The organism is Bradyrhizobium sp. STM 3566 (genome assembly GCF_045571445.1).
In the GTDB taxonomy this organism is placed as follows: domain Bacteria; phylum Pseudomonadota; class Alphaproteobacteria; order Rhizobiales; family Xanthobacteraceae; genus Bradyrhizobium; species Bradyrhizobium vignae.
This window is the reverse complement of sequence record NZ_CP120692.1, coordinates 6,574,801-6,600,269: the sequence shown is the minus strand read 5'-3', so window position 1 is coordinate 6,600,269 and position 25,469 is coordinate 6,574,801. Positions and strand designations below refer to the sequence as shown.

The following is a 25,469-nucleotide window of genomic DNA, read 5'->3' as shown; positions in this document are numbered from 1 at the left end:
CGGCCGGGGCCGAAGGAGGCGCTATAAGCTTCCACGACCATTGGGCCGAACCGGAGGAGGAAGGCACATGGTCTACATCATCTCCAAGCGGGATGGTCCGCGCCGTGAGGACGTGGCGGCGAAGGACTTCATTGATAAGAACCGGACCAAGATCGATGCGCTTGCCAATCATCTGACGGCTGGGCGCTGGCAGGAGCTGCGCAACCGCACACCTCCTCCGGAGCCCCAGCCATCGGGTAAGCTATGGTACACCCCGAAGGGGCGCCTGCCGGAGACAGAGCCCTATATACGGATCAGTCTCAACGGCCGTGTTGTGGTTGCCGATCTCGCATCAGGCCGACAGCTTCATTTTGTTGGCGAGCTGCGAGGTCGAGGCCAATCTCGACACCTGGCGCTGGCGACACGCGAGAATGGGCTGTTCGACCCGCTGGATGAGGGCATCTATAAGGTCCTCGCCGATCTTGAGGGGATGCTCGTCCCCGACCAGCCGTCTGAAGAGCGCTTGGAAGGGATTATCGCGGCGCGCCTCGGGTTGGACGCGAACGGCAAGGCCGCCGAATGATCAGTGAGCCGGCCCTGCGGGGATGACACATCTCGGTCAAGCCTGGTTCGATCGTTTCTGTTGATCGGGTTGCTGCCTGCCAACGAAAGTATGGTGCTCCAATGCTGACGGAAACGCTCATGGCTAAGCCGCCATTTTTCCTGGAAGGCTACAATGATCCGGGCGCCACGGACGCAGAGCAAGGGCGGCCCTATGATGAACGAGAGACCAATAGGGCCTGGGAAAACTTTCTGACTTTCGGTGACCTTAGGCGAGAGAACGCGCCGGTTCGAGGTGTCATCGAGAGCTCATGGCAGCGCAGTCTCAAATCGGGCGTCGATGCCCACGGGAAAGGCAGCAGTCTCGTCGCCTCGCCGGACGACCTCTATGAGCTGCGTCTGAAGAATGAAGACTTGATGGCTGCAAGCGCCCAGACGTTTCGCCGCGTCGCGGAGGTGCTTGGCGACGCCGCCACAATGCTGCTGATCACCGACAGGAATGGTGTCGTGCTGGATGTGGCGGGCGACCAGCGGACAATCGATGCGGGACATGACATTCGTCTTGAAGTCGGCGCCGCTTGGGGCGAGACGGTGACCGGTACCAACGGCATCGGGACCGCGCTCGTCACGGGGAAGCCGGTTCATGTCCATGCGGCCGAGCATTTCTCTGAAGGCATCAAGGCATGGACTTGCGTCGGCAGCCCGATTCGGAGTCCGATCGACGGCAGCATCATCGGCATCGTCGATTTTTCCGGGCCGCAGGCGATCTTTCATCGGCACAACGTGGCCCTCGCGGTCGTGGCGGCCAATCACATCGAACTTGCACTTTCAGAGAAAATTCGCATCGAGAGAATGCGGCTGCTTGAGGCGAGCATTTCGCGGATGCCGGGAATGAACAGGTCCGACGGCGTCGTCATTCTCGATCGGTTCGGCCGGGTCGTCCATCACAACGACATGGCGCCTGGGCGCTGGCGGCGGATCGCGCATACTCCCGACCTAAGCATCGGAACTCAGATTCTCCCCAGCAGCGAAGGGCTATTGGGCAAGGACCTAACGAGTGGATTGCCCGAGGAGCTGCGCGAGCAGCAGATCGAACCCTTGGTTGTGGACGGCGTCGTCAAGGGTGCAATGCTCGTGCTTGCGTCAAAACCGCGGATGAACGCGGGGGCGGCTCAGATGTCGCCGAGCGCGCAAAGCGCTCTTATCTCGGCAAAAGAGGCCATCATCGGATGTAGCGAAGCACTGCTGGATGTGGTCGAAAAGGTTGAGCGGGCGGCACTCGGCCGCACGGCAATCCTGCTTGAAGGCGAGACCGGTGTTGGCAAGGAACTCTTTGCCCGTCTGATTCACGCCGCTAGTCAGAAGACAGGCAAGGAGCCCTTTGTCGCCTTCAATTGCGGTGCGGTCTCCAAAGAGCTTCTTGGCGGCGAGTTGTTCGGCCATGCTCCGGGCGCCTTTACCGGGGCGACCCGCGAGGGAAAGGCCGGACGCTTTGAGTTCGCTAATGGCGGGGTGCTCAGTCTCGATGAAATTGGCGAAATGCCGCTTGACCTCCAGCCCTATCTGCTGCGCGTGCTCGAGGAGCGGGCGGTCTATCGGCTCGGTGACAGTAAGCCGCGTCCGGTCGATGTGCGACTTGTTGCATCGACCAATCGGAATTTGAAGCAGGAAGTGGCGGAGGGGCGTTTCAGAAGAGACCTGTATTTCCGGATCGGTGTTGTCAAATTCACCATCCCGCCTTTGCGCGAGCGCCTGGGCGATGTCGAAATCCTGATCGATCATTTTAACAGGCAATTCGCAGCCACTTATAATACCCAACCGCTGCGTTTCGAGGCGGCCACCATGGAGTTACTGCGGCGCTACAGCTGGCCGGGGAACGTCCGCGAACTGCGCAATCTGATCGAAAACCTCGTGCTGATGACGCTTACCGGCGTGGTCACGCCCAGGGACTTGCCCGAGGATTTCCTGGAAGCGGCATCTCAGCCGACTACGCCGACATTATCGGGTGATCGTGGTCAAACCCCGGAACGCGAGGAGATCGCGCGCTTCGACGAGATGGAACGTCGTGCCATCGAAAGGGCCGTCGCAAACGCCGGCGGCAATATCGCGGCCGCCGCCGAAAAGTTGGGGCTTTCGCGCGCCACGCTATATCGGAAGTTGCACCAATACCGTTCGCAAACCTCGGGATAAGGATTGGATATGGCGACGGTCTGGAATGGAAAGAAGCGCGAAGGAGAGCCGGTCGTCGCGACCACGCTCGCCTCACAGATTCTCGCACGCGCCGACCGCGACGTAACCTTCATGGTGCATCTAGTTGGCGAAAGCCAAGATCTGCTCGTTCGTCATTTCGTTGCGTTCATCGAGTGCGAACTCGCAGAGCGCGGCACCAGTTATGGCGCGCACCCGCTCTTGCGTCCCTTCATCGAGACACATGCACGCGAACTGACGGATTTCGTTTTGCAGGGCATCGGATTGCGGCATCAGTTCGGTCTGCAGGCCTTGGAGAGGATGGCCGGCGATCCGGCGCGGTTGCTGAGGGTAGATCTCTGGGATTCGCTGCAATCCCATATCAATGATGCGCAGGAACACTTCGTTGCCGGAACAGGAGGCTTGCAGCGGATCCTGACTGCAATTGAGACAAGCGCATGACCGGCGATAGGCCGCTGCTTCGCGACATGCTGAATGAGCGGTTGCGCATCGTTCAGCAGATGTCGGCCGCTCAATCGCGCAGCCTTCTGAACCGTCAGCTAAGTGGTGGAGCGGAATTCGAAATGCAGAGAATCGAAAGCGAGATTGCAGCGATGGGCGGCTCGCTGACGCTTAGCAAGGCATTCGATGAGGCGCGTGAGCGCTTCGAGAAAGCAAACGCTGCCGTAGCCACGTGCGAGGCTCAGTGCGTTGCGCTCGAGGCTGGTCTTGAAGACGTTGATCGGCGGATTGCGGCGGATAAGTGAGACAACCGATGGACACGATGGAAGCAGAAGCAGGGAGCGCAACACTTTATGATTTGTTGGGGCGGCACTGGAAAGTAGGCGCCCCGGTCACGAACGTGGCGTTCGACGCTGCTGGAAAGGCAGTCGCGTTCGCACTCGCCGACGGCTCTCTGGCCATTGCGCCCTTGGTGGACAGTGAACCGCCGATAGATCGCTGTCGTATCGCCTTGGACGAGGGACGGGCCACGATCTCACCGCGACGAAATCCGGTGCCTCCGCTGACGAGAGTCGTCATCAGCGATGGTCGGCTTCATCTTGCTTCGGTCAAGCCTTCGGGGTTCATCGCCAGTGACGGCGGCGAGTTGCTGCACGTTTCGACCGCCGGTGTCACCCGGCAAATTTCGAGACTGCGGGCCGCGATTGATCTGGTTGTCCCGGTATGTGCGGGCGGTGTACTCGTTTCTTCTGGCGGATCACTCATACACTACCAGCCCAATGGTGAGATCGGATGGGTCCAGGAACGCGGGGGAGGAAATTCATCCGCGATGGCCGTATCTCCTGATGGCCGGAGTTTCGCAATAGGAGCGGACGGTTGTCTGCTTATACGATCCTTTGGAGCCAGACCGGAGCCCGCTGCTTCATTTGATGTCGGCTTGGTCTCGACGTTGTCGTGGAGCCCCGATGGAAGCTGGTTAGCTGCATCGGTCGAGAATGCGGGCGTTGTTTTGGTCCGTCTTGCCGATGCATGGATCGTCCGAATTCCCACCTACCCCGCCAACGTCGCCTCTCTTTCATGGAGCGCAGACTCCCGAGCCCTGGTTACGAGCGGAGCCTATCGGATAATCGCCTGGGACGTTTCCAGCCTTATTGACGACAGCCAGAAGCCGACGAGTCTCGCTACCGGGCGCGCCCGGTTCGTCCTCGCTGACACGGTGGATATCCATCCGGAGCGCCAATTGGTTGCGGCGGGCTACGCCGACGGAGTGGTCGCGATTGCGAAGATCGGACACTCCGACGAAATGGTCGTCAGGCCGCCAGGCGGAGGCGCCATTCACGCCCTTCAGTGGTCCAGCGACGGCCAGCATCTTGCCGTAGGAACAAGTGAGGGCGAGGCGGCGATCGTGACGTTTCCGCCGCATGTCTTCAAATAGCTTGCGCTCCAGCAAAAGTGCGGGCGCGCCAACGAAATCGTGAGGAGAACTAATTATGACGACTAATCGCGCTCTAAGCGAAGCCGAAAGTAAGGATCTATTCTTTAGAGAGTTGGCCGAACTCTCCGAACGGATGATAGCCGCCCATGGGAAGGACTTTTCGATGGGGGCCCTGGTGCTGGCCGCAAGATTTATCGCCGAGAACAAGCCCTTTGAGCGAAGCGCGATGACACAGTAGGGGGGTCTGCTTCAAAGCAAATTTTGTAATTGAATTTGCGGGGACATAGCAGTTGAAGAGAATTGTCCGGAATAGGGGTGATCCGCGGCGGCCAGGATCTGCCCCGGATTGCGCCCACCTCCCGAAACCACAGCGCTGTCAGCAGACTCGAGACAAATATGACGCGTGTCTTTTCGGGTAGATGTCATGTGCACCTGACCCGCCTCATTCTTAGAGCCGATCGGTGTCGCTTCGCAGATTGAGCTAGTGGGGTGCAAAGCGGATGAGGCCTACCAGGTAGAGAAGGGAAAGGGACCGCTAGAGGCTCATCTTTCGATCGAGGAGGTACTGCGCGTCCCAAGGACGCCAAAGTCGACGCCATACATCCCGGCTACGGTTTTCTTTCCGAGAATCCAGGCCATGTCGCCCACGACCTTCGAGGATGGAGTGACCTTGATGATGTCGCCGAAAAGATCGTTCGCCGTTCGATAGGCCTCCGCCACCTCGTTCCAACGATTCTCAAAACCTGGAGATCGCTGCGCATTGAGAACGAGTTCACGAAGAGCGTTGGTGCTGCGGGGGCGCTGATGCTGGCGGCAAAGTTCTTTGCCGAGGATAAGACCTTCGCGACGACTTAAGTTATTATCATTCTATTGCAGCATCGGGCATCCTGGCGACGTAGTCTTCACGAGCAAACGCGATGCATTCCAAGGCAACCTAGGCGCGCGAAATACGCCGCTTGTACCGCAATCCGCGCAACAACGGTCCATGCTACGGATCGCGCCGAGCGCTTCAACAACGAAGGGATGTCCGTTGCAAAGGTCACAGGATAAAATTGCAGACCATCGCAGAACGCGTCCAAGCCGGGCGGCAGGCTGCAGCGTCACAGCCGCGAACAAATCTTCTTTTTTCATTGAGAGTGGCGCGCCGCAGTTGCGGAGAAATTGGCGAGCGATGATCGAGCGCTTTTTGGAGCCATGTGTGCCCGTGTGCGGTTCAGGCTCATTCCAATATCGCAAGGACGGACTGGCAAATCGCCGCAATCGTTCAACGATGTGTCGGGAGATCGACGTGTGTCGCATAGAGTACCGGCGCATTTCACACAAATGAGTCCGCACCCAAGCAGTGGCCAATCACGTCTATAACTGAGGGTGCTATGTCGTGCGCAACGATATCAAGGCCACGGGCGGCAGGCGGCACAGAACGGGCTCGTCGCGAGATTGTCCACGGCGCGCATGCGTTGCCGGCGCCGAATGTCTCAACTCATTCCGTGCTGGCATGGAGTTTGCGTAGCCCCTTGGCTGAAGCAATTCGAGGTAAGCGATGATCTACCGAACGCTTCGCGTGACGTCAGGCAGCGGTCCGCCCCCTCTAGAGAAACGACAATGTCGTCCAATTCCAGCTGCTTCTGAGTATGTTCAAGTGCGATTTGCGTTTCAAGGAGGATCGAGTTTGGCGAATTTCCAACTGAACATACGCAGACTATGAATTTCCCGCCTGGCCACCATCACGTCCAAGGGGTTGATCGGCGGCTGCCATTTCACTGCATTGCCCTAGTCTTGCAGGGCGGTGGTGCTCTGGGAGCATACCAGGGAGGCGTCTACGAGGCCTTGGTCGAGGCCAACATCCATCCTGATTGGGTCGCCGGTATCTCCATCGGAGCGATCAACGCTGCCATCATCGCGGGCAACCCGCCCGACGCGCGTCTTGATCGTGTACGTGAATTTTGGACGCAAGTGACGTCTGCCGGACCTTGGTGCACCAGCAATCCCTTTATCGACTTAGCCCGCAGCGCCGGTGCGCGCAATTTCTTCGACCAGGTGAGCGCAAGCTTTGCGCTGGTATGCGGTGCAACGGGATTTTTCTCCACCCGGACCATGCCGCCCTGGTCGCAACGCGACGGGACGAGCGAGGCCACCAGCTTTTATGATACTAGCAGCTTAAAGATGACGCTGGAGCGCCTCGTCGATTTTGATCGTCTGAACGCTGGAAAGATCCGATTCAGTGCAGGTGCGGTCAACGTACGAACAGGCAATGTCGTCTACTTCGACAACAGCACTCACACCATCATGCCGGAGCACATCATGGCGAGCGGAGCGCTGCCGCCAGGTTTTCCGGCGATAGAGATAGACGGTGAGCACTACTGGGACGGTGGCCTCGTGTCCAATACACCATTGGAATGGCTGCTTCAGTCTGACGCTCCCCAGGACATGCTCGCGTTCCAGGTCGACGTGTGGAGTCCTCGGGGACCGATACCGCGCAACATGGCGGAAGTCGCAACGCGCCAAAAGGAGATTCAATATTCGAGCCGCACGCGACCAAGTCTCCGCCAGCTTAGGCGGGTGCAGCAGCTACGGCGTGCACTCGCTGCCCTGTTGGATCGGATCCCCGAAGATCTCAGCGAAGATGAGGATGTGAAGCTTCTGAGAACTTCTTCTAACTGTCATAACGTCTATAACATCGTCCAGTTGACTTACCGGGCGCGGAACAACGAGGGAAGCTCAAAAGACTACGAGTTCTCCCGCGTTTCGATGCAAGAGCGTTGGCGCGCAGGTTATAAGGATGCGCTACGCGTGCTGCGCCATCCCGAGGTGTTCGGTCGCCCTACAAGTCCTGACGGCGTCTTTACGTTCCATCTTGACCAGGATCGCCGCGAGTAAAGCAAGCTGGTAATTCTCAACGTCAGGAGAACTGAATGCGCGAGAACGAAGTGCTCGAACGGGCGTTCGCGATGCCTCTAACCAATCCAGCGTATTCACGAGGGCCGTATCGGTTTGTCGATCGCGAATACCTTATAATTACATACCGCACCGACCCAGCAAAGCTGCGAGCAGTGTTACCTGAGCCGCTGGAGTTCGATGAGCGGCAAGCGCTTGTGAAATATGAATTCATTCGCATGCCGGATTCAAACAGCTTTGGCGATTACGCAGAAAGCAGCCAGGTGATCCCTGTATCCTTTCGTGGACGTAGCGGTAGCTACACGCACTACATGTTTCTTAACGGCGAGGCGGCCATTGCAGGTGGACGAGAACTGTGGGGCTTTCCCAAAAAGCTGGCCCAACCCACGTTGCGAACTGAAGTTGAGACGATTATCGGTATGCTGGACTACGGGCCGCTGCGAGTTGCAACAGGTACGATGGGCTACAAACACCGTGAGGCCGACTTGGCGCAAGTTAAAGCCGCCCTCGAGGAGCCGAATTTTCTACTCAAAATCATCCCACATGTCGATGGCAGTCCGCGCATATGCGAACTGGTAGAATACAGGCATGAGGAAATAGCTCTAAAGGGAGCCTGGACCGGGCCGGCGGCCTTGTCCTTGACGCCTCACGCATTGGCTCCGGTAGCTGAATTACCTGTTCTCGAGATCGTAGCCTCTATCCACATCCGCGCCGACCTTACACTTGGCCTCGGACGCGTTGTCCATGATTATCTCCAGCAGGCGAGTCGGAGCTTCACAGCAGGCCCGCGATAAAGCGCTTGTCACCTGACGAGAACTCGGCCTGAATGCGAGTTTGTCACGAGCAAAGTTGTTGGCTCGTTGTCGTTCCGGGTTCGCGGGGCAGGATACAAGACAATCTTTCATGAAGTGAGAAGGGAGTAGAGGCGCAATCCGCGCACCGACAACGAAATCAACTGAGCCGGTGATGACGGCCCTTCTCTGGCTCTTATGCTCTCCGTCGGACTTGGCGTTTATCACCGCGCCGATTGGAGGAAAGAGCGACGCGAGGGTTCATAGCTGCCGAGCGAAGCATTCGGCGGCATGCATGCGGGAAACGCCATGTGCTCCGGGCCACGGGTGCAGCTGAAAGCAGCGCCCTAGCTGAGAATCGCCGTCGCCTCGTGACAGAAGCGGGATGTTGCACGCAGACATTCGACCGGTCAGAGCAGCATCATCAACTCCATTTCATCCCCGGCCGCCTGATCCGCCTTGCCGGCGGCGATGCATGGCCGCGACCGTCCGATATTCCGGATCGCTCCGCCGGCCGGCCTTCCGGCGCTTGGGACGTATCGTGGCTCCAGAGGTCCCGGAGCTACCGTGCCCTGAGAGCATTTCCCGGCAAAACGAAGGAGATACACGATTCCCGCCCTCCTCCGTGGCCTGGCACGGATGCTGCTTTAAGCATCGAAAAAAGGAGCATCGGCTCCAGAACAAGCAATGCGAGGGGACGCTCTGATACCAGCCAGCATTCGATCCTTCGTAACAGCACAGGCCATGTCGCCTGGACGGCACTGCGCCTCTCTGCCGTTGCGGAGCGCAATGAGCACTGACGCCCGAATCGGCTTCGCAGGCAAAGGGAGAGGGTGATGACAGTTGCAGGCGCGCACGACCTGGATCCGCAGGAAACCCAGGAGTGGCTGGATGCTCTGTCAGCCACCAAGGCATCGCGGCAATGAGCGGGCCGAGTTCGTCGTCAACACGATAGTCGATGCCGCCCGCGAAGGCGGGGTGGCGATTGAACAGATGCTGACGACGCCCTATTGCAATCGATTCCGCTGAGCCAATAGCCGCCCTTGCCGGGCGATCGCGCCATCGAGCACAAGCTTCGTTCGATCATCCGCTGGAACGCGCTCGCGATCGTGCTGCGCGCCAAAGGAGAGCTCGGGGCTCGGCGGTCACATTGCAAGCTTCCAGTCGGCCGCAACGCTCTACGATATTAGTTTCGGCCATTTCTGGCATGCACCGACGGAGAACCATGGCCGCGACCTGATCCCGGTCCAGGGCCACAGTTCGCCCGGTATCTATGCGCGTGCGTTTCCCGAACGCCGGCTCAGCGAGGAGCAGCTTCTCAGCTTCCGCCAGGAGACCGGCGGCAAAGGCCTGTCGAGCTATCCGCATCCCTGGCTGATGCCGGATTTTTGGCAATTTCCAACGTGTCGATGGACCTCGCCCCGCTGGCGGCGATTTATCAGGCTCGCTTCCTGAAATATCTCCAGAACCGCAACCTGGCCGAAACGGGAAACCGCAAAGCCTGGGCCTTCATGGATGACGGCGAAACCGACGAGCCGGAATCGCTCGGCGCGATCTCGCTCGCCGGCCGCGAGAAGCTCGACAATTTGATCTACGTCATCAACTGCAATCTCCAGCGGCTCGATGGCCACGTGCGCGGGAACGGCAAGATCGTGCAGGAGCTCGAGAGGGTCTTCCGCGCGGCGGGGTGGAACGTCATAGTCTGAGCGGTCGGCACGCTGTATCATATGTGTACTCAATTGCCACAAAGCGAAATGGCATGCACTTCGTAAGGAAAGTCTAGCTCTCCGTGCAGGGGCAGGTTACCCCGGGGGCACCTGCATTCGTGCCATGTGCAGATTTCGAAAATCGAGGGATTAAGTCCGTTGTTAAGCTGCATCGGAAGTTGCAGCGTTCCTATTTTGCGCTTCAACCGCTAGTCAAAGACTGACAGCAAGTGATCTGACTGCTGATGAAACAAGCGCCCATTGAAACAACTGCAAGTCGCAAAAATATGATTGCAGCACGTTGAAGTAGCCACTAATATGATGTACGTCTTAAGGTAGATTTGCTTCGAGCAGCAGGTTCTATCCGCTTCGCGAGTGCATATCGCGAACTAATTCCAATCTTCATCGTGCGCATGACGCCGTGCGGGATGAATGAGGTACGACGCAGTCGTTGTTCGAGGATTTTCCAAGCCTGAGTTCTGAGACGAGGAGAACGTTACGCGAGCTCTAAAAGAAAGCTGGTTTCGTTTCATGGACTGGACATGGATTGCGTCTATGATCTGCACTGTTGATCAGGCCACAATCGATCTAGCGGCCTCATATGCGAGTGTCCTTCAATGAGAACGCCACTAGCCGTCGACACGCAGAGGGAGTCGGATCCTAGGGTGCTGGTGGTGCGTATCAGAATTCAGTCGCCTAGTTGAGTGGCGCGTTGAGCCACGCTCAGACAATTCGAGTGTGTAGGATCAAGATGGTTTTACCGGGTTTGTCGCCAGACGCGACCACCACCGAGTCTGTTTTAGACATCCACAGAAAGAGGCGCGTGATGAGTGGGACAATGGTTGTTGAAGATGTCATTCCGCGAGCAGACATCGTGAAGCGTGCGGAGCGGCTTGGTGCCGAAATCAAGAACATTGCGTTGTCGGACGATTTGCCCGACGATGTCATCGTAGCGTTCAAGCGGCTTCTGCTAGAGCACAAGGTCATCTTCTTCCGTGACCAGGGACATCTCGACGATGCACAGCAGCAACGTTTTGTGCTCCGGCTTGGCTCGCTGATACCGAATCCCACAATGGCGGACACAATGGGCGGTTTAACGATCCGGCAGGAGCTGTCTGATCCCGCCTACAGTCATCTCAACCAGATGAACGAGGGGCGGGTCCGCACAGCCATTTCGGTGCTGCGACTCGCAGCGGCCCCGCCTTTTGGCGGCGACATTACTTGGTCGAGCAGGGCGGGCGCTTATCTTGATCTTCCCGATCCCCTGCGGATGCTCGCAGATAACCTATGGGCCGTGAGCTTCGTTGCATCTGATCTCACCGCGACAGAGAGGGGCACCGATGCTAACAAGCGGCCTTGGTGGGGCGTATCCACTGGGACGATCTACGAAACGACACATCCGATTGTTCGTGTTCATCCCGAGACCGGCGAACGCATGCTATCGCTCGGTAGTACCGTGAACAACTTTGTCGGACTGCAGCGCTTTCCCAGCCAAAGACTGTTTGAACGGCTGCAATCCTATCTCATCGCGCCCCGGAACACTCTGTGCTGGAACTTGAAATCAGGCGACGTCGTAATCTGGGACAATCGCGCGACTGAGCCGTACCCCGTCAGCAAATCCAGCAGCCCTCACTGGATGACGGACCAGCTTGCGATTGGCGCCCGCGTACCGCACGAGAAAAGGCCAAAATCAAGGGCGGCAAAGGCTGCCTGACTTGTCGGCACCTTCCGGATTAGGTCAACGCGCGGAGACCCAAGACTAAATTGCGGCCCTGCAATGTCGAGCGGTGCGGCCGGTCTTATGCGTGAGGACCGGCTAACGGGCGCAGCTGCCACCTGCTAGGCTTCTTCCAGGCCCAACAGTATTAATCCAGGCTTCGTCTCTCCTCGCAGGTCAAACCGATGACGCTGCATTTTTGATGATCTGATCCATCCGTTGCCTCTCGCTCGGCGAGCAGCATCCCCTTCTTCGTATCGGTATAGTGAGTCCCGGCGTAGCTCACACCTAATTCAGAGCAAATTCGCCACCATCTCGCGAGCTGTCGGATGGCGTTGATTCCCAGCGCCCGGCTCGGCGGAAATTATCCCGCTAGCGATCGTGCCTGCGTCTTACGTGTCCCATAAACAACCTTCCGTCGAGCCTTTCCAGGAGCGCCTAAATTGCGCCCCTGCATGGCCAGCACACTTTCCCGATCTTCGTCCAGCGGAAAGGTCCCATCCTCAAGCCGCGCGACAGCTTGATCATCGACCGACCGCTCTGCGACGGATCTACTCCCATGCTCTTACGCACCAGGGTAGCAAGTCACTCCATGCCCTTGCGGAAGTCTCGTAGGTGAGGCGTTGCGATCACCCGAACATCACCCGACAAACCGACCTCAGCTCCAAGCAGACTCTTCGCAAACCTCGGCCGACCGTCGGTAGGGTTACGGCGAGCGGCGCACGAGCTCATTTTGAGGATGCTCGGCCTTGCGCCAGGCCGCCGTTCGCGAGGCGGAACCCGGCTGGGACGACATCGGCTGGAGCGGGTGAGCGGGATCGTCGGCTGTAGATCGATGAAGCACGTAGGCCGCTCCGGCTCGATTCCGCCCAAGCCCTAGCCGAAACATGGATCGCTCAATCATTACGTCTTGTTTCGGCCAAGCCGTGCCGGCTTCCGCCCTCTGGACATCGGCTTGGGGGGCATTGCACCTTTAGCGGGCGGTGTGAATAATTCGAACAAGTGAACACCCAAAGTCTTGGCGATGCGTTCCAGGAGATCAATAGTCGGGTTTTCCTTCTTCTGCTCAATGCGCCCCATGTATGAGCGGTCGATCCCTGCATCATAGGCCAATTGGTCTTGCGGAATGCCGCGCTCAACGCGGATCCGGCGCACATTCCAGGCCACAAGCGCACGAGCGTTCATGCGCAGAGGCAGCCATTCCGACGATTATGAAACCACTGGTTATAGCCAGAGTATTACGATAAGCTCGAACCAGCTTTGGCAGTCTTCCCCAATTGCTTCGAGGAATCAGGCAACGGTGAGATTCGGGCGCAGCTAATGCCCGTCTTCTCGACCATCGCAACCGTTCTCGTGGGGCTATAGCGTGCCATTAGCGGCAGAGAAGAAATAGCGCTCAGAGGTACCTGCGGCGTTTTCCCGAGACCGCGACGATATAGGACGAATGTTCAACTGTGGGTCGAAACGGAAACGAATATTCTCCAGCTGGCAGGTTCTGGCTACTGCCCTCTCGCGTGCGATCGGGACGGTCACCACGGACCACCATGCCTTTCCGCCAGGAGCAGCAAAAACAACCTAGTTGCGGGGCGCATGTGCAATACCTTTCAGTATGGACGGCGATGAAAAGAGAAAGCGCAGCATGGAGCCAACACGCCCATGCGAGCCGATCTGCGCTTGCCGTCTTGGCGCGAAAAGGAGGTCGGCGTGCGACCATTGGGTAGGTACCGAAGCAACGTAAAATTAGTTATCGTTGCTCTGATTTCGGTAGATTTTTCAGCTGGGTAGGAGTTTCAATCAGTGCCAGCAGAGCCGAAGATCGCAGAATTGGCGCCCAGCGTCGACGAGCTCACGTCCTATGACAAGGAGCACGCTGTTGCCTACATGCGACTTCTTGATGCCGACGCTGACAAGGCAGATTGGCGTGAAATCGCGCGCATCGTGCTTGGGCTTGACCCGACCGTTGAACCGGATCGAGCGCGACGCACGTTCGAAAGTCATCTGACTCGAGCCAAGTGGCTAGCGGGCAAGGGCTATCGTGATCTGTTACGTAGCGACTGGCCAAAACACTGATCAGCGCGGATGTCGAGGTCATCGAAATCGTCGCAATCGCAAAAGTTGATTGTTCCATTGATTAGTTGCGTGGAAGACGCGCACACGGTGAGCAAGCAGCCGGAAAGCGCCACAATCATCGGCTGCATTTCGCCGCGTCTGAAGATTGTGCGGGAAAGGTGCGATGGCGGATACTGACTGGAGATCTGAGGAAGCATATAGCGGCCTGAAGACGGCAGATGCTGCCGAACTGGCCTGGGAGTGGCTGCGCCGGGATCGCGACTACCAAGAGGATTATAAGCGGTTATCTCGCCGCCAACGTTCAAGCGCCGCGGCGGGCGAGTTCCGACGCAAGTGGGGGCTCTCGTTTTCCTGCTGATCCGCAAAAGACTTTCGACAAGCAAGCAGTCTTCTGGGCACCTGAGGTGCTGCCGACCGTACTGGCTTTGCGGGCGGCTGGCCGCATTGCGCCCAAAAACTATCAGCTCGATTTCGACAATCTGCCGGGCAGCGAGCTTCGCCGTGCGCCGGATGGATGGCATGCGATCGTGCCGCTCGGGGGCACGAAGCATCGCCTTTGGCTAAGAGAGCTTCCGGCGAGCGGATCTGCTGTCGTCATTGATCTGCCGCTCGATGCCGATTTCGAGCTTCGCCTGGAGGCCGCACGTCGATTTTGGCTTGCCCTTGAGCGTCGGGCGTTCGGAAATTCGCCACTTGCTTTGCCTGCTTTGAAGCGGCGCCGGCTGATCCTGGCGTTGCGCGCAGTGGATGGATGGCAGGAAGGAAATAGCTATCGCCAAATCGCGCAAGGCTTGTTTGGAAGTCATCGTATTGCCGAGCGCGCCTGGAAAACAGACGATTTGCGCAGCCGAACTATTCGACTCGTTAAACTGGGGCAGCGCCTCATGCGCCTACGCTGGCGAGCATTGCTCGACAAACGCAGGGGCAGGGGGGACAAGTAGTGAGTTGCGGCGCGATAAAGGGCCTACCTTCCGTGCTGCCAGCCAATTCTTCCGCTGCCTGGTGGATAGGAAAAAGTCTTTGCGCTCCGATATTTCATTGTTGCCGTCTTGATTGCTGCAACAGAGGGGCGCTATCTCCGTAGGCTTTGCGGATTATGCTTGAATAGATTTCTCAATTTTAGCGCGCTCGACCTGAACATTGATCTCTCCCTGCACCGGATTGAGGGACGCTAGACCTCAGGCAGCCTGCGCAAGTACGACCTTCTTGCAAAGACGAGCCAGCCATCGGCAAAATGAACGTGCGATCTCGGGGTGCGCGCTACGATCTACGGCATAAGCGCGATACTGCATGCCACTTGGAGTGCGGGTGCCAGGGATGATTTGCAAAGCGCCCCCTCTGACTAGATCTCCGACGATGATTTCTGGCGCGACAAGAAGGCATTTTCCCGTCATTACTGCCGGCAAGGCAAGATAGTTGTGATCATACCGGGCGCCCACTCGTATGTCGCTCGAAGACAGATTCATGGCTCTCAGCCATGTCGGCAGGATGTCGGGGCGGGATGTGACGTTCAGTATAGGCGTTGAGCGAACGATCGAGAGCTCTCGGCCTCCGACCAGACTTGGCGGGCCGACGCACACCAGTTCCTCTTTGTAAATCTCCCAACTGTCGGCGGGTTCGATGACGGAAAGATCCCGTGTAATCAAAATATCGAAATCATCCGAAGATGTAGGGTGCGCCAGCGAGCTGATGATGTCCACGATAACGCCACCCGCTTCAGAAGAGAAAGCCTGCAGATTTGGAATAAGGAGAGAGAAAGCAAAGGTCGATAGTGACGTGCGGACCACGATCCGATTCGTTCCTGCGCCTGCACGGCGTCGCATTCTCTTCGCCGTGAAACTGACGGTTTCGAGCGGTTCAGACACTGCGTTTGCAAAGAGCCTTCCGAACTCGGTCAATCGTCCACGCCGCTCGATGAGGTCAGCCCCCAGATAATCCCGCAGTACAGCCAAATAACGGCTGACCGAACTTTGCGTTGTCCCCAAAGTGGTGGCCGCGCGCGTGACGCTGCCTTCGCGGGCAACGGTCACAAACGCGCGGATGGCATTTAGAGGAACTTCATCGTCTCGAGCCGCCATTGTCTGCTCCGGCGCCAGAATCAAAGTCCATCACAATATTCGATGTCCATGGCCGGATCGCTGCGTATCCGCGTCAGCCACGCATAAAATCCTCGTGCGGGCGCGATGCCTACGCCGAGAGCGCAGGACATCAGTGTCTCAGCTGGTGTTTGCCAGGCTTAAGTCCTTTTGCCGCGTGCCGGCTTCGGCTTGCGGCCTTTAGGTAAGGTCGCGGGTGGCGGGGCGCCCTTGGATGGCCGAACAAACAGTTCGGAAACAGCTACGCCGAGCGTCTCGGCAAGGCGATCAAGAAGATCGACTGTCGGGTTCGCTTGTTGGCGCTCAAGTCCGCTCATGTAGGAGCGATCAACTCCCGCATCGTAAGCCAATTGCTCCTGCGGAATACCGCGCTGGACGCGGATCCGGCGCACATTGTAAGCCACAAGCGCACGAGCTCTCATGCGCGAAAGCAGCCATTTCGACGGTCATCAAACCACAGGCTATAACCGACATAAAAACATCACCGGATTGGAAGGTATGCAAGCCACCGTACCGCCTTTTCCCGGAGGCTACTCGGACGGACCGCACATGCGCCGGTATGTCGACCGTGTTCAATTCGCGGCGGCGCAGGTTTTCCTGGCGCAGGCCGAAGCTCACCCGAACTGCTGCCTCGGCAGCGGTTCGATTCCGCTGCCCAACTTGCACGAACGCCTCGAGACAAGCAAAGATGCTGACTGAGCGAGGCGATGCTCCTCCATTCATCGAAATGGAGTTGCAGCTCCGATGAAATGAGCTGGCGCAGATGATCGCGATCGCAGCGACAGCCGTTCAACCAAGGTTGTAGTGGTCTGTATCCCTGGATTGGGGCAGACAGCGCGTTTCAGGGACCCCAATCTCGTTCATTCTCTGGCCTCAGAGAAGTTCGTCTACCGGTACAACATCTTTGTGGACGTTCCGCACGCCGCCATCAGCCATGATGCGGAATTTTAGGCTCTCCCGTCCGCTCAAGAGGCACGACGGCGAACTCTCTTAGCTGAAGCTCAAGGAACGCGCGCCGGTCGGGTTATCCAGTATAACGACCGGTTCAAATCAAACGCGGTACGGCAAGTCCTAATCTATTTTGGCAGCAGCCACCGACTGCACAAGTGTGGCGTCCAGAGAGCAAAGTCTCGTAGTGTCAACTTGGAACGCGCAGGCGATAGCGCGAGGGCAAGCGGCGAGACGTCGCGAATTGGATCCGCCAATGAAGTCGAACAGATGCCACGCGTATCGTTACCCATGATGTATGAGCCCGAACGAATTGCGATTCAGCGCGAAACCAGCTGAGCGATTTCGGCTTGGGCGTTGTCCGGACCATTCGAACGCCGCAGGCCGGCATATCCTAAGGTCACTCAGCTGAGAGACTTCGATGTTGTGCACCGGTGCCAAGACCGGCGAGGGCGTCAGGAAAGAGTTGTTGCAGAACACGGAGAGCAGTGCTGACGCGACTGGCGCCATGTGAAAGAATCCGATGCTGCTCCTGCTAGCCGCTATGCTCGCGAAACTAGCGGGTGGCTCGGCGGATCGGGTAGTTAACCCCTGAAGGGCGCTCTTCCTGGCAGATGCCCCAAGCCTCTGTAGTCAGCCAAAGCTGGCCACCTTTGCTCCCGTGAGGGTCAAGCCGCTCGCGGTGTTACCAAGTGGTATTGTGAGAGGTACCGCAGGGCACCTACCTGGTGGGCAAGTCTTCAAAGACGACGCTGTCCCTACCGTGCCAGCGACGTCAAAGGTTAACGGCGACGTGACTCGGCGCTCAATCCCTGCAAAGCGCTGTCCCTGCCACGCGCCGCTAACTGTGCCAGCCTTGCCCGATTCGGTATCAAGCCTGACACGTTGCTCCCTTCAGGGTGCTGCCAAGTTGTAGGCTTAGTACGACTGCCAATCACCTACCTGAATTGGTCAGATCGTCTGGTAGTTCTAAGCTGGTCCGCTGCGTTCTGAAGAAATTGGAGATGCCCGGCATGCAAAAGTTGCGTGAAAAAAGGGCTGGCAGGCTGCCGCTCATGAGAGCGTTAAGAATGTTGGCGGGATAAGAGGGGAGGAGATGCAAGCGATCACTCGAAAGAGTATCCGCTAACTTCAACACGGTCAGCCTCCATCGGCACAAACTGACCGGGTTCTATCACCGGGAAAACGCATGACACTCCTGCCAGCAGTGGTCGTGTCTCAGCGGCCTGAAGCAGCGCGGGCGCGACTCGGCGCCGATCGGTTGGATCGGTGATATCCCTGCCACGCCTGCGCTGCAGATTGAGGTTAGCAGGAACGTGACTCGGCGCCGTCCCATTCTGGTAAGGCGCTGTCTCTACCACGCTTCGCTAACCCTAGCGGCTCTGTACCCACGCTAGCTTTCCAAAAGCTGACGAAAGCCGTGCGGCAATTCACAAGCGAACCGCAGCTGTCGTGGCCCATTGCGGGCTATGCTCACTGACGGCCGCTGACCGCCCCATCAGCGGGCGCAGCCAAAAATGAAAACCGAACGCGCCCAAGGCTGGAATTTTCTCTGCGGTATGGGCCGGGCAAGTGCAGACATCAACGGACACCGTCATCGTGACCAGAAAATTGGTCCTAGAGCATGCGTGTGCGCACATGATAACGCCTTCGTAGTCTGTTCAGCTGAAGGATCGTCCTCAGGGCGTGGGTGGTGCGCGCCAAATTCGTATTCGGTTGGCCTCGATATTCGTGAAGGCCGCATCAGGCTGCGCATCGTGGTGTCGGCTGTAACCGGACCAGCGTTATGGGCGGGGCAGCTTTGCCGTATAACCTGGCTATATCGCGTGTCCAATCGGTTGGGTGGTCGGCCGGCCAATGACGAATACACATTCGTTGACCGCATCCCCACAGCAGCAGGAAGTCGCAGTGGATCACCGCCTCCAAATAGCGGCTACGTAGATAGGGGCGGGTTCATCAGGCGCGAATAAAGCTCAGGATCGTCAACGGGCCATCGATGAGTAGAGCCGATATCACATGGCTCCGGGCTCGCACCGCCAGATCCTCCGCCGTTTCCCGAGGTGCAGCCAACGCTATCGGTTCGATGCGCCAGCGTCGGGGCTGCGAACTAACGCGCGCCATAGCATAGTGCTGTCAATTGTCACTACCAGATCTGGGTGTTGGTGGAAGCAGTACTTGCATCGTAAGGTTACGGACAGGTCGAATGCACATATGGGTGTTCCCATAAAGCTTCGAGAGGCGCATGCCATGGCAAACATGAATCTCAGCTCCCAATCCTTTGCAGGCGCATGCGCGCAACAGCGGGCCGTCACCGACCAAAAACTCACCAAATTTAGAGCACTGGTCCCGAGACGTTCAGGTTCCCAGATGAGACGTGTCATGAAGCCAATAGCGCGGGTCGCAACATTAAAGCGCGCTCGGGCACTCTCCGATTTCGACCGGTGCTGCGCAATCTGGTGGCTCTATCGCCTCCATTTCGGCATCGACCCCGACGTGATGTTGGCCCTTGCCGCGGTCACGATCGCCTAGGAGAGATCCCGCTGCGGCATTTAGGCGTCGCGACATCGGTCACCTTTCATGCGAGCGCTGGCAATACGGCACCAAACCTACCGCCAGGTTGTGCGTTGGCGGGCGGACTAAAAATCTCAGCCTAGCGCCAAACGTCTCAAGTCTTCCGAAGCCCATTAAGGTCGCAATCACGTCTAGTCTAGGCTAGCTAGCTAGCTAGCTAGCACTACTTTGGCAGATTGTTGATTTTGGCGCGTTTTATAGGATTCCCGAATCAATTTTTCAATGATTCATGGGTGGTCGGCTCTTGGAGGGCTGACCATGCTGGGATGGGAAGACGAACTCGAACGCTGGCTGATGCCGTTCTTGGACCGACTGGGTCATAAGACCCGGCAGCGGATGTGTCCTCTGTATGTTGCGGGATTGATCGGTCCCGGCGATCGTAAGAGCGTTCAGCCGATGGCGGAACGCCTTGCCACCAGCACCTACGACCAGTTGCACCATTTCATTGCGGACGGTGTCTGGGACGCGACGCCGCTGGAGACAGAGTTGCTCAACCAGGCGGACCGACTTGTCGGCGGCAGGGATGCGGTGCTGGTTATTGATGACACCTCACTTCCCAAGAAGGGTGAGCGCTCGGTCGGTGTTGCGGCTCAATACGCCTCGGCTCTCGGTAAAACGGCAAATTGCCAAACACTGGTGTCTTTGACGCTTGCGCGCGGCGAAGTACCCGTGATGGTCGCGTTACGTCTCTTTCTGCCTGACAGTTGGACAAGCGACGAATCTCGTTTGAAGCGCGCTCGCGTGCCAGTCGAACATCGAACGCCACGGTCCAAGCCGGAGATTGCTTTGGCCGAGATTGACCGCGCGATAGCAGCCAACGTGCGCTTTGGATATGTGCTGGCGGATGCAGGATACGGCCTCAGCGCACCGTTTCGACAAGGGCTAACAGAGCGCGGGCTGGTCTGGGCTGTCGGAATCCCGCGGCACCTGAAAGTGTATCCGGTCGATGTGAAGCTCATTTGGCCGATTACCAAAGCCCGCGGGAAACCACGAAAGCACCACGTGCCCGATATCTTATCAATTGCGGCCGAGCAAATGCTGGCCGGCGCCAAATGGAAAACCGTGAGTTGGCGTAGCGGGACGAAAGGTCGGCTTAAAGCCCAATTTGCTGCGGTCCGTGTCCGGACCGCCGACGGCCCTCCGCAGCGGATATGGGATAAAGGTCAGCAGCATCTCCCAGGCGACGAAGCCTGGCTCATTGGCGAGCAACGTGCGTCCGGGGAGAAGAAATACTATCTGGCCAATCTTCCGGCGGCGACGGATCTGCGCACGCTGGCCGCCACCATCAAGGCACGGTGGATTTGTGAGCAGGCGCATCAGCAGTTGAAGGAGGAACTTGGACTTGATCACTTCGAAGGGCGATCATGGCAAGGTCTTCATCGCCACGCCCTGATGACAATGATTGCCTACGCCTTCCTGCAACATCGTCGCCTCGCACACGCGGGGCGGAAAAAGAATCTACGGGCCTCCGCCTCAGCCAACCATGCCAGCCGTACGTCACGCCATCGTCGATCTCATCCTTCGGCCGCCGTCTCAGCATTGCCCATATTGCCGAAGGCAAATCCGTGAAAAACAGCGGCGAAAACACAATCTGCCAAAGTAGTGCTAGGACGCGGACTCATTAAGGCGCAGCCATAGCCTCATTGACGCGAGTTGAACGAATACGAGGTAGTTGGCGGCGAGCCTATCGTAGCGCGTCGCCACCGCACGACATTGTTTGATCCTGTTGAAGAACCTCTCGACCTGGTTGCGAGCACATAGAAATAGGGGCTGAGCAGATCGGATCGCTGCGATTACTTTTCGGCGGGATGTTGGCCCACGCGCCCTTCGTGGCAAGCTCCCCTGACCCAGTCCGCATCATAATCACGGTCGGCAAGCAGTATTGACCCGGATTTCAGTCGAGACAGCAGGTTTCCGGCAAGTCGAACGACATGGGCCTCACCCAGGCTCAGCGCCAGCCGTACCGGCAGACCATTGCCATCAACCACTACATGGATTTTGCTCGTCAAGCCGCCGCGGGACCTTGCCGTCGATTGGCGCTAGTTCCTTGTGATGCAGGCTCCATGCTGATGCACGCGGACAATGGAGGTGTCGATCATCTGGACAGCGGCATCATGGGCAGTGGCAAGCGCTTCTATGATGCGGCCCCAAACACCGGCCCGCTGCCACCTAACGAAGCGGTTGTAGCAGGGTGTATGGGCCAAACGCCGCCGGCAGATCACGCCAGGGTGCTCCTGATCGGAGGACCCAGAAGATGCCATTGAGGACGCCTCGTTCGTTCACCCGAGGAACGCCACGCGGCTTGTTCGGCAGCTCGGTCTTATGGCAGTCCACTCAATAGCCGGCCAGTGCCCCCAGTTAGGGAGTTTGAATCACGGCAGTCCGGCCAAACGCAACGCTCCTTGCCCGCTCTTGCTACGGCGCTTACGGACAGGAGCGGACATCAACCAGTCCTCAATCTCTCTCTGCCAAATGCGTCGAAAATGACCCAACTCCGACATTTATACTGGCGCAACTCAAAGTTCTTCGGCAGGATGAGCCTGCTCTAAAGTTTAGGAGGTCCGCAATGGCAAGTGAAGCGAACTCCATCGCAGAACTAAACTTCACGAGTCGCATACGGAAGCTTGCACCTTGGATTGTTGTCGTCGCCATCTGCGGTGCGTTTGCCGCTTTCTCGGTGGCCCAATATGAAAGCACTAAGGCTAGGCAAGCCCGCGAACTAGCGGACGTTCAAATAACCCTTAGTACGCTCATCGCCGTAAAAGCAGGTCCTTTGGTTGAAGCCAACGAAATCGTTGGGCGCCTCAGGGCGAGCTGCGAGAGGGCACTAGACCAAGCCAGCAACTGCGCCGATGTTGATCAACTAGTCTCAAAAATGGGAGAGATTTCGAGCAAGCTAATCACCGTGCGAGACTCTCTCTCGAATCTAAATTTGGCGGATGCGGGAATGGGAATAATTGGAGTTGCTCTAGCTAGTGGCGCCAGCGATACCCAAAAAGCGGTCGGTGCTTGGACTATATTGGTTGTAATAATCTCGATGACGGCTGGCTGTTTTTGCATAGTTTTGTTTTCGACAAACAAGCCAGCGGTTGGATATGCAGTTGATGCGTTGAAGGTGTTTGGAGGTTTTTTTATCGGCGTGGCAAATACGTTCTTCAAGTAGCGACATGAGTCCGAGGTTATCAAAATTGGCGACCTCTCTTCATTTCTTGTTGTGGCCCGGTAGACCGGATCTCGCGAGGAGCGGATCAGACCGACGCGATTGACCCTCTACGGTCTGGTTAGTGGGGTACAGCAAACCGGATTTGCTCACGTTGAGTTTTTCGCATTTTGGCCTATTCCGGAAGTCGCGCTTGATCGCCGATGCTTGCTAGTTGACATTCAGGGTATTAGCGTGTGGGTGGCCAGGGAGTTGCCGATGAGCACGGGCGAGCCGCTTGACGCCGCCGAGCCGAAAGTGCTGGTCTTCGGAGACAGCATTATCGACTGGCTTATCTATGACAAGCGGTCCGAAGACGCCGAGAAAGCGCTCGCCTGGACCTCGCCGCTATCGCGGGACGACTGGCACTATTCGGCGGGCTTTGAGATGCACCAATGTGTGGCAGGGGCAGCCGCAATCCATGCCATGCTGTGCGAGAACAATATCCCTGTCAATGGCAATGCCTTTAAGGCAGATCTTAGAAAACCCGACACAGGCTCGATTTTTGTCCTTAAAAAGCGGGCTAACGCGGGCAAGAATAAGGAGGAAAGGACGCGTGCGTACCTGAAGATGTTGCCCACGGGCCAGAGCTGGCAGGCCTTTGGCACGTCGAACAAACATGCAGACGATCGCGAAGAGACTTGGCGGGTAACAGTCAGCCTTTTGAGTGATCGCGAAAAGGCATATGTCGAGCCTTGCAACTTCAGCAATGCGATACAACCAAACGCGGTTCGGACCGTATGCCTTTGGGACGTCGGTCGTGGTTGTTTCCATGTCAAGGAAGAAAACAAAAAAGGAGACTGGGAGAAACAGCAGAGCGAGCTTTTCGGCTGGTACATGGGCCTGAGCAGTAAGCCGCCGATTGTCATACGTACATCCGACCCAAGCCGCTTCGAAGCATTCCTGCTTGAGCTCGCCAGACTGAAGGATAGGCGAACTGTCGTGCTGGTATGCGCGCTGACGCAGCTCGATGACGGCAACCTGAGAGGATCGGGGACCTGGAGCGATGTTTGGGCTCTAGTATACGACTATCTGAACCGAAAGCACAGCTACCTGTTTGACTCAGCTCTGAAGGATTGGCGGTTCCACGTCCTGATTCCAGTGTATGAGGATGGCGTCATCTGGATCGGGCCAGACTGTTGGCCGATAAAGAGAGAAGATCAAAACGAAGAGGCTTTGCGTGACGACAAGCTGCCACTTGGAAGGCTGTTTGCAGTGCCTGGAGCACAGCCGGGCCTTTCAGAATTCGAAGAGCACAGTCGTACGATCGGAGTGCACACGCTTCTAGTCCATGCCATCGTTGAGCAGTTAGTTGAGCAGTTAGCGGCCGAACCGAAGGACGCGAACTTTGCTTTCTCGATTAGGCAAGGCCTCATGCGGGCCACCCGGCTCCGCAGTCGCGGTTATTGTGACCCGAAAGAGCTAATTAAGGTCAAAGGACATTCCGACTACAACATAGGTTTTCCCAGGGAGGTCTGGAAGAAAGAATGCCGAGAGGCCACTGATCTTCTGCTCCGTTATAAAACCCCGTGTACCGATCAGACCCCGTGCACCAAGCAATTCGCAGGACCCTACGAGGTGCAATGCAAGTTCTCACTTCGTGAATCAAAGGGTCTGCGCATTTTCACGACGATGGAGAAGGAGATAGACGGCGAATTCGTCGCTTCACCGAAGAATTGCATCTTCGTTGTACAAGATTTCAAAGAGATTCCCGACTTGAAAAAAAGGATTGGGAAAAGATCGAAGGCAAAAACTGCCCGCTGGACTCGTTCGCAAGGGAGGAGATCGAGTCGTTCACGCTGCGGCAACGGATCTCAATGCAGTTTGGCAATTTCGCGATGGCCGACCCGGCCGAAGCCGCCCCGATTCTCGACCTCGCACAGCGGATCAGGCAGCATGTCCTCATCCATCGCTACAACTCGCCGAAGGATGCCCGGGTTTTCAACTTCGCGCTGTTTGGCAGCCCCGGATCCGGTAAGTCGTTCTTAGCGCGTGAGATTGCCCGTTCGATTGATCCGAATGGCCTGATGTTCAGTCAAGCCGACTATAACCTCTCGCAGTTCACAGATCTGGACCAGCTTAAAGACGCATTCGAAGTGATTGCATCGCAGAGCGTGGGAGGCAAAGTGCCTCTCGTCCTGTGGGATGAATTTGACACCGCAATTGACGGAAAAAGAGGCGGATGGCTGGCGCGCTTCCTTATGCCCATGCAGGATGCGCACTTCTTCGACGGTCGTGAAAGGCGACCGATCGGTACGGCCGTTTTTGTCTTCATCGGGGGCACTTTTCCTACAGCACAGGAATTTCGAGATTGGGCCTGTCAGACAAAAACGCAAGACGAGACACCATCCGAATCGGTGCAACTCAAGGCACGCGATTTCCATAGCCGCCTCTACACGACTCTCGACATGCCCCGTATCGTTGAGGAGGACAATTGCCCGAATGACGAGCCTGGCAAGCGGTGTCAGATCTTTAGCACAGAATGGGGCAACAGCTACGCCAAGCTTGCAAGGGCGGTTCTGTTACGGGAATTTTTCCGCAAGAACTCCAAGGCCGGCAAGACGGACTTTCTTACGAGTGTTCACCGTGATTTGTGTCTCTTTCTGCTTGCGATCCCGCTTCGCCATGGTGCGCGAAGTCTAGAACGTATCGTCGAGGCCTGTTTAGTTAGCAAGCCCAGCGAGGTGAACATGCATCACCTGCCGCCGCCGCATTTCCTTGCCGAGCACATCGATACGGAGAACGTGCGAAACGGGCGAAGCCGAATGACGATTGAAGAGATGCAGGAGGCGTGCCGATCACGTACTGATCTCACTTAGACTTTCAACGTCGGAAACGAATCGTCGGAAGGA

Annotated in this window: 20 protein-coding genes and 4 pseudogenes; 19 read left to right on the top strand and 5 right to left on the bottom strand. The window is 57.4% G+C overall.

What is annotated here, in order from left to right; genetic code table 11:
* Positions 1-67: 67 nt before the first annotated feature.
* The 7 genes and pseudogenes from P6U27_RS31435 to P6U27_RS31405 all read left to right on the top strand — a co-directional run.
* On the top strand, positions 68-562 hold the full coding sequence (locus P6U27_RS31435; protein ID WP_407193208.1) for a hypothetical protein: 495 nt from the start codon (positions 68-70) through the stop codon (positions 560-562).
* 119 nt (positions 563-681) lie between these two features.
* Positions 682-2,730 (top strand): sigma-54-dependent Fis family transcriptional regulator, encoded by a 2,049-nt coding sequence (locus P6U27_RS31430; RefSeq protein ID WP_407193207.1) that lies wholly within the window; start codon positions 682-684, stop codon positions 2,728-2,730.
* 9 nt (positions 2,731-2,739) lie between these two features.
* Positions 2,740-3,189, top strand: coding sequence for a hypothetical protein (locus tag P6U27_RS31425; RefSeq protein ID WP_407193206.1), 450 nt, complete (start codon positions 2,740-2,742; stop codon positions 3,187-3,189).
* Positions 3,186-3,494: a hypothetical protein gene (locus P6U27_RS31420; RefSeq protein ID WP_407193205.1), complete on the top strand. Its 309-nt coding sequence runs from the start codon at positions 3,186-3,188 to the stop codon at positions 3,492-3,494. The genes P6U27_RS31425 and P6U27_RS31420 overlap by 4 nt, the downstream gene beginning before the upstream one ends.
* Before the next feature lie 8 nt (positions 3,495-3,502).
* Positions 3,503-4,624 carry a WD40 repeat domain-containing protein gene (locus tag P6U27_RS31415; protein WP_407193204.1) on the top strand — a complete coding sequence of 374 codons (1,122 nt, stop codon included), beginning with the start codon at positions 3,503-3,505 and terminating at the stop codon, positions 4,622-4,624.
* Positions 4,625-4,679: 55 nt separating this feature from the next.
* Positions 4,680-4,862, top strand: coding sequence for a hypothetical protein (locus tag P6U27_RS31410; RefSeq protein WP_407193203.1), 183 nt, complete (start codon positions 4,680-4,682; stop codon positions 4,860-4,862).
* 255 nt (positions 4,863-5,117) lie between these two features.
* Positions 5,118-5,257: pseudogene (locus P6U27_RS31405) on the top strand (biotin carboxylase N-terminal domain-containing protein); the annotation flags it as partial.
* Here the strand turns inward: P6U27_RS31405 and P6U27_RS31400 are convergent.
* A pseudogene (locus P6U27_RS31400) lies at positions 5,249-5,377 on the bottom strand (hypothetical protein); the annotation flags it as partial. The pseudogenes P6U27_RS31405 and P6U27_RS31400 overlap by 9 nt on opposite strands.
* A 948-nt stretch (positions 5,378-6,325) precedes the next feature.
* Here P6U27_RS31400 and P6U27_RS31395 point away from each other — a divergent pair.
* From P6U27_RS31395 to P6U27_RS31380, 4 genes and pseudogenes are all read left to right on the top strand, one after another.
* Positions 6,326-7,501: a patatin-like phospholipase family protein gene (locus P6U27_RS31395; RefSeq protein WP_407193202.1), complete on the top strand. Its 1,176-nt coding sequence runs from the start codon at positions 6,326-6,328 to the stop codon at positions 7,499-7,501.
* A 35-nt stretch (positions 7,502-7,536) separates the two neighbouring features.
* Positions 7,537-8,313, top strand: a complete 777-nt coding sequence (locus P6U27_RS31390) for an acetoacetate decarboxylase (RefSeq protein ID WP_407193201.1) — start codon at positions 7,537-7,539, stop codon at positions 8,311-8,313.
* Positions 8,314-9,146: 833 nt separating this feature from the next.
* Positions 9,147-10,010, top strand: a pseudogene (aceE, locus tag P6U27_RS31385) (pyruvate dehydrogenase (acetyl-transferring), homodimeric type); the annotation flags it as partial.
* Between the two features lie 832 nt (positions 10,011-10,842).
* Positions 10,843-11,730, top strand: a complete 888-nt coding sequence (locus P6U27_RS31380; protein ID WP_407193200.1) for a TauD/TfdA dioxygenase family protein — start codon at positions 10,843-10,845, stop codon at positions 11,728-11,730.
* 906 nt (positions 11,731-12,636) lie between these two features.
* Here the strand turns inward: P6U27_RS31380 and P6U27_RS31375 are convergent.
* Complete coding sequence (locus tag P6U27_RS31375) at positions 12,637-12,918, bottom strand: helix-turn-helix transcriptional regulator (protein WP_407193199.1); 282 nt, start codon at positions 12,916-12,918, stop codon at positions 12,637-12,639.
* A gap of 612 nt (positions 12,919-13,530) precedes the next feature.
* Between P6U27_RS31375 and P6U27_RS31370 the strand changes: the two genes are divergently transcribed.
* From P6U27_RS31370 to P6U27_RS31360, 3 genes are all read left to right on the top strand, one after another.
* Positions 13,531-13,803: a DNA -binding domain-containing protein gene (locus P6U27_RS31370; protein WP_407193198.1), complete on the top strand. Its 273-nt coding sequence runs from the start codon at positions 13,531-13,533 to the stop codon at positions 13,801-13,803.
* A 163-nt stretch (positions 13,804-13,966) separates the two neighbouring features.
* A complete protein-coding gene (locus P6U27_RS31365; RefSeq protein ID WP_407193197.1) occupies positions 13,967-14,161 on the top strand; it encodes a transcriptional regulator domain-containing protein in 195 nt (64 codons plus the stop codon).
* Between the two features lie 46 nt (positions 14,162-14,207).
* Positions 14,208-14,744 carry a DUF2285 domain-containing protein gene (locus P6U27_RS31360; protein WP_407193196.1) on the top strand — a complete coding sequence of 179 codons (537 nt, stop codon included), beginning with the start codon at positions 14,208-14,210 and terminating at the stop codon, positions 14,742-14,744.
* A 237-nt stretch (positions 14,745-14,981) separates the two neighbouring features.
* Here P6U27_RS31360 and P6U27_RS31355 read toward each other — a convergent pair whose 3' ends face one another.
* Together P6U27_RS31355 and P6U27_RS31350 are read right to left on the bottom strand one after the other, a co-directional pair.
* Positions 14,982-15,881, bottom strand: a complete 900-nt coding sequence (locus P6U27_RS31355) for a LysR family transcriptional regulator (protein WP_407193195.1) — start codon at positions 15,879-15,881, stop codon at positions 14,982-14,984.
* A 158-nt stretch (positions 15,882-16,039) separates the two neighbouring features.
* Positions 16,040-16,321, bottom strand: a complete 282-nt coding sequence (locus tag P6U27_RS31350) for a helix-turn-helix domain-containing protein (RefSeq protein ID WP_036012081.1) — start codon at positions 16,319-16,321, stop codon at positions 16,040-16,042.
* On the opposite strand from P6U27_RS31350, the gene P6U27_RS31345 reads away from it, so the two are divergent.
* Both P6U27_RS31345 and P6U27_RS31340 read left to right on the top strand, forming a co-directional pair.
* Complete coding sequence (locus P6U27_RS31345; RefSeq protein WP_407193194.1) at positions 16,320-16,598, top strand: hypothetical protein; 279 nt, start codon at positions 16,320-16,322, stop codon at positions 16,596-16,598. The genes P6U27_RS31350 and P6U27_RS31345 overlap by 2 nt on opposite strands.
* 3,042 nt (positions 16,599-19,640) lie before the next feature.
* The gene (locus P6U27_RS31340; protein ID WP_407122783.1) at positions 19,641-20,987 is read left to right on the top strand and encodes an IS701 family transposase; all 1,347 of its coding nucleotides are present in this window, start codon (positions 19,641-19,643) and stop codon (positions 20,985-20,987) included.
* A gap of 36 nt (positions 20,988-21,023) precedes the next feature.
* Here P6U27_RS31340 and P6U27_RS31335 read toward each other — a convergent pair.
* Positions 21,024-21,757, bottom strand: a pseudogene (locus tag P6U27_RS31335) (IS5 family transposase).
* A 227-nt stretch (positions 21,758-21,984) separates the two neighbouring features.
* On the opposite strand from P6U27_RS31335, the gene P6U27_RS31330 reads away from it, so the two are divergent.
* From P6U27_RS31330 to P6U27_RS31320, 3 genes are all read left to right on the top strand, one after another.
* Entirely contained in the window at positions 21,985-22,581 is a 597-nt protein-coding gene (locus tag P6U27_RS31330; protein ID WP_407193193.1) for a hypothetical protein, read from the top strand.
* Between the two features lie 255 nt (positions 22,582-22,836).
* Positions 22,837-24,606, top strand: a complete 1,770-nt coding sequence (locus tag P6U27_RS31325) for a hypothetical protein (protein WP_407193192.1) — start codon at positions 22,837-22,839, stop codon at positions 24,604-24,606.
* Complete coding sequence (locus P6U27_RS31320) at positions 24,504-25,436, top strand: AAA family ATPase (protein WP_407194513.1); 933 nt, start codon at positions 24,504-24,506, stop codon at positions 25,434-25,436. The genes P6U27_RS31325 and P6U27_RS31320 overlap by 103 nt, the downstream gene beginning before the upstream one ends.
* The last annotated feature ends 33 nt before the right edge of the window (positions 25,437-25,469 follow it).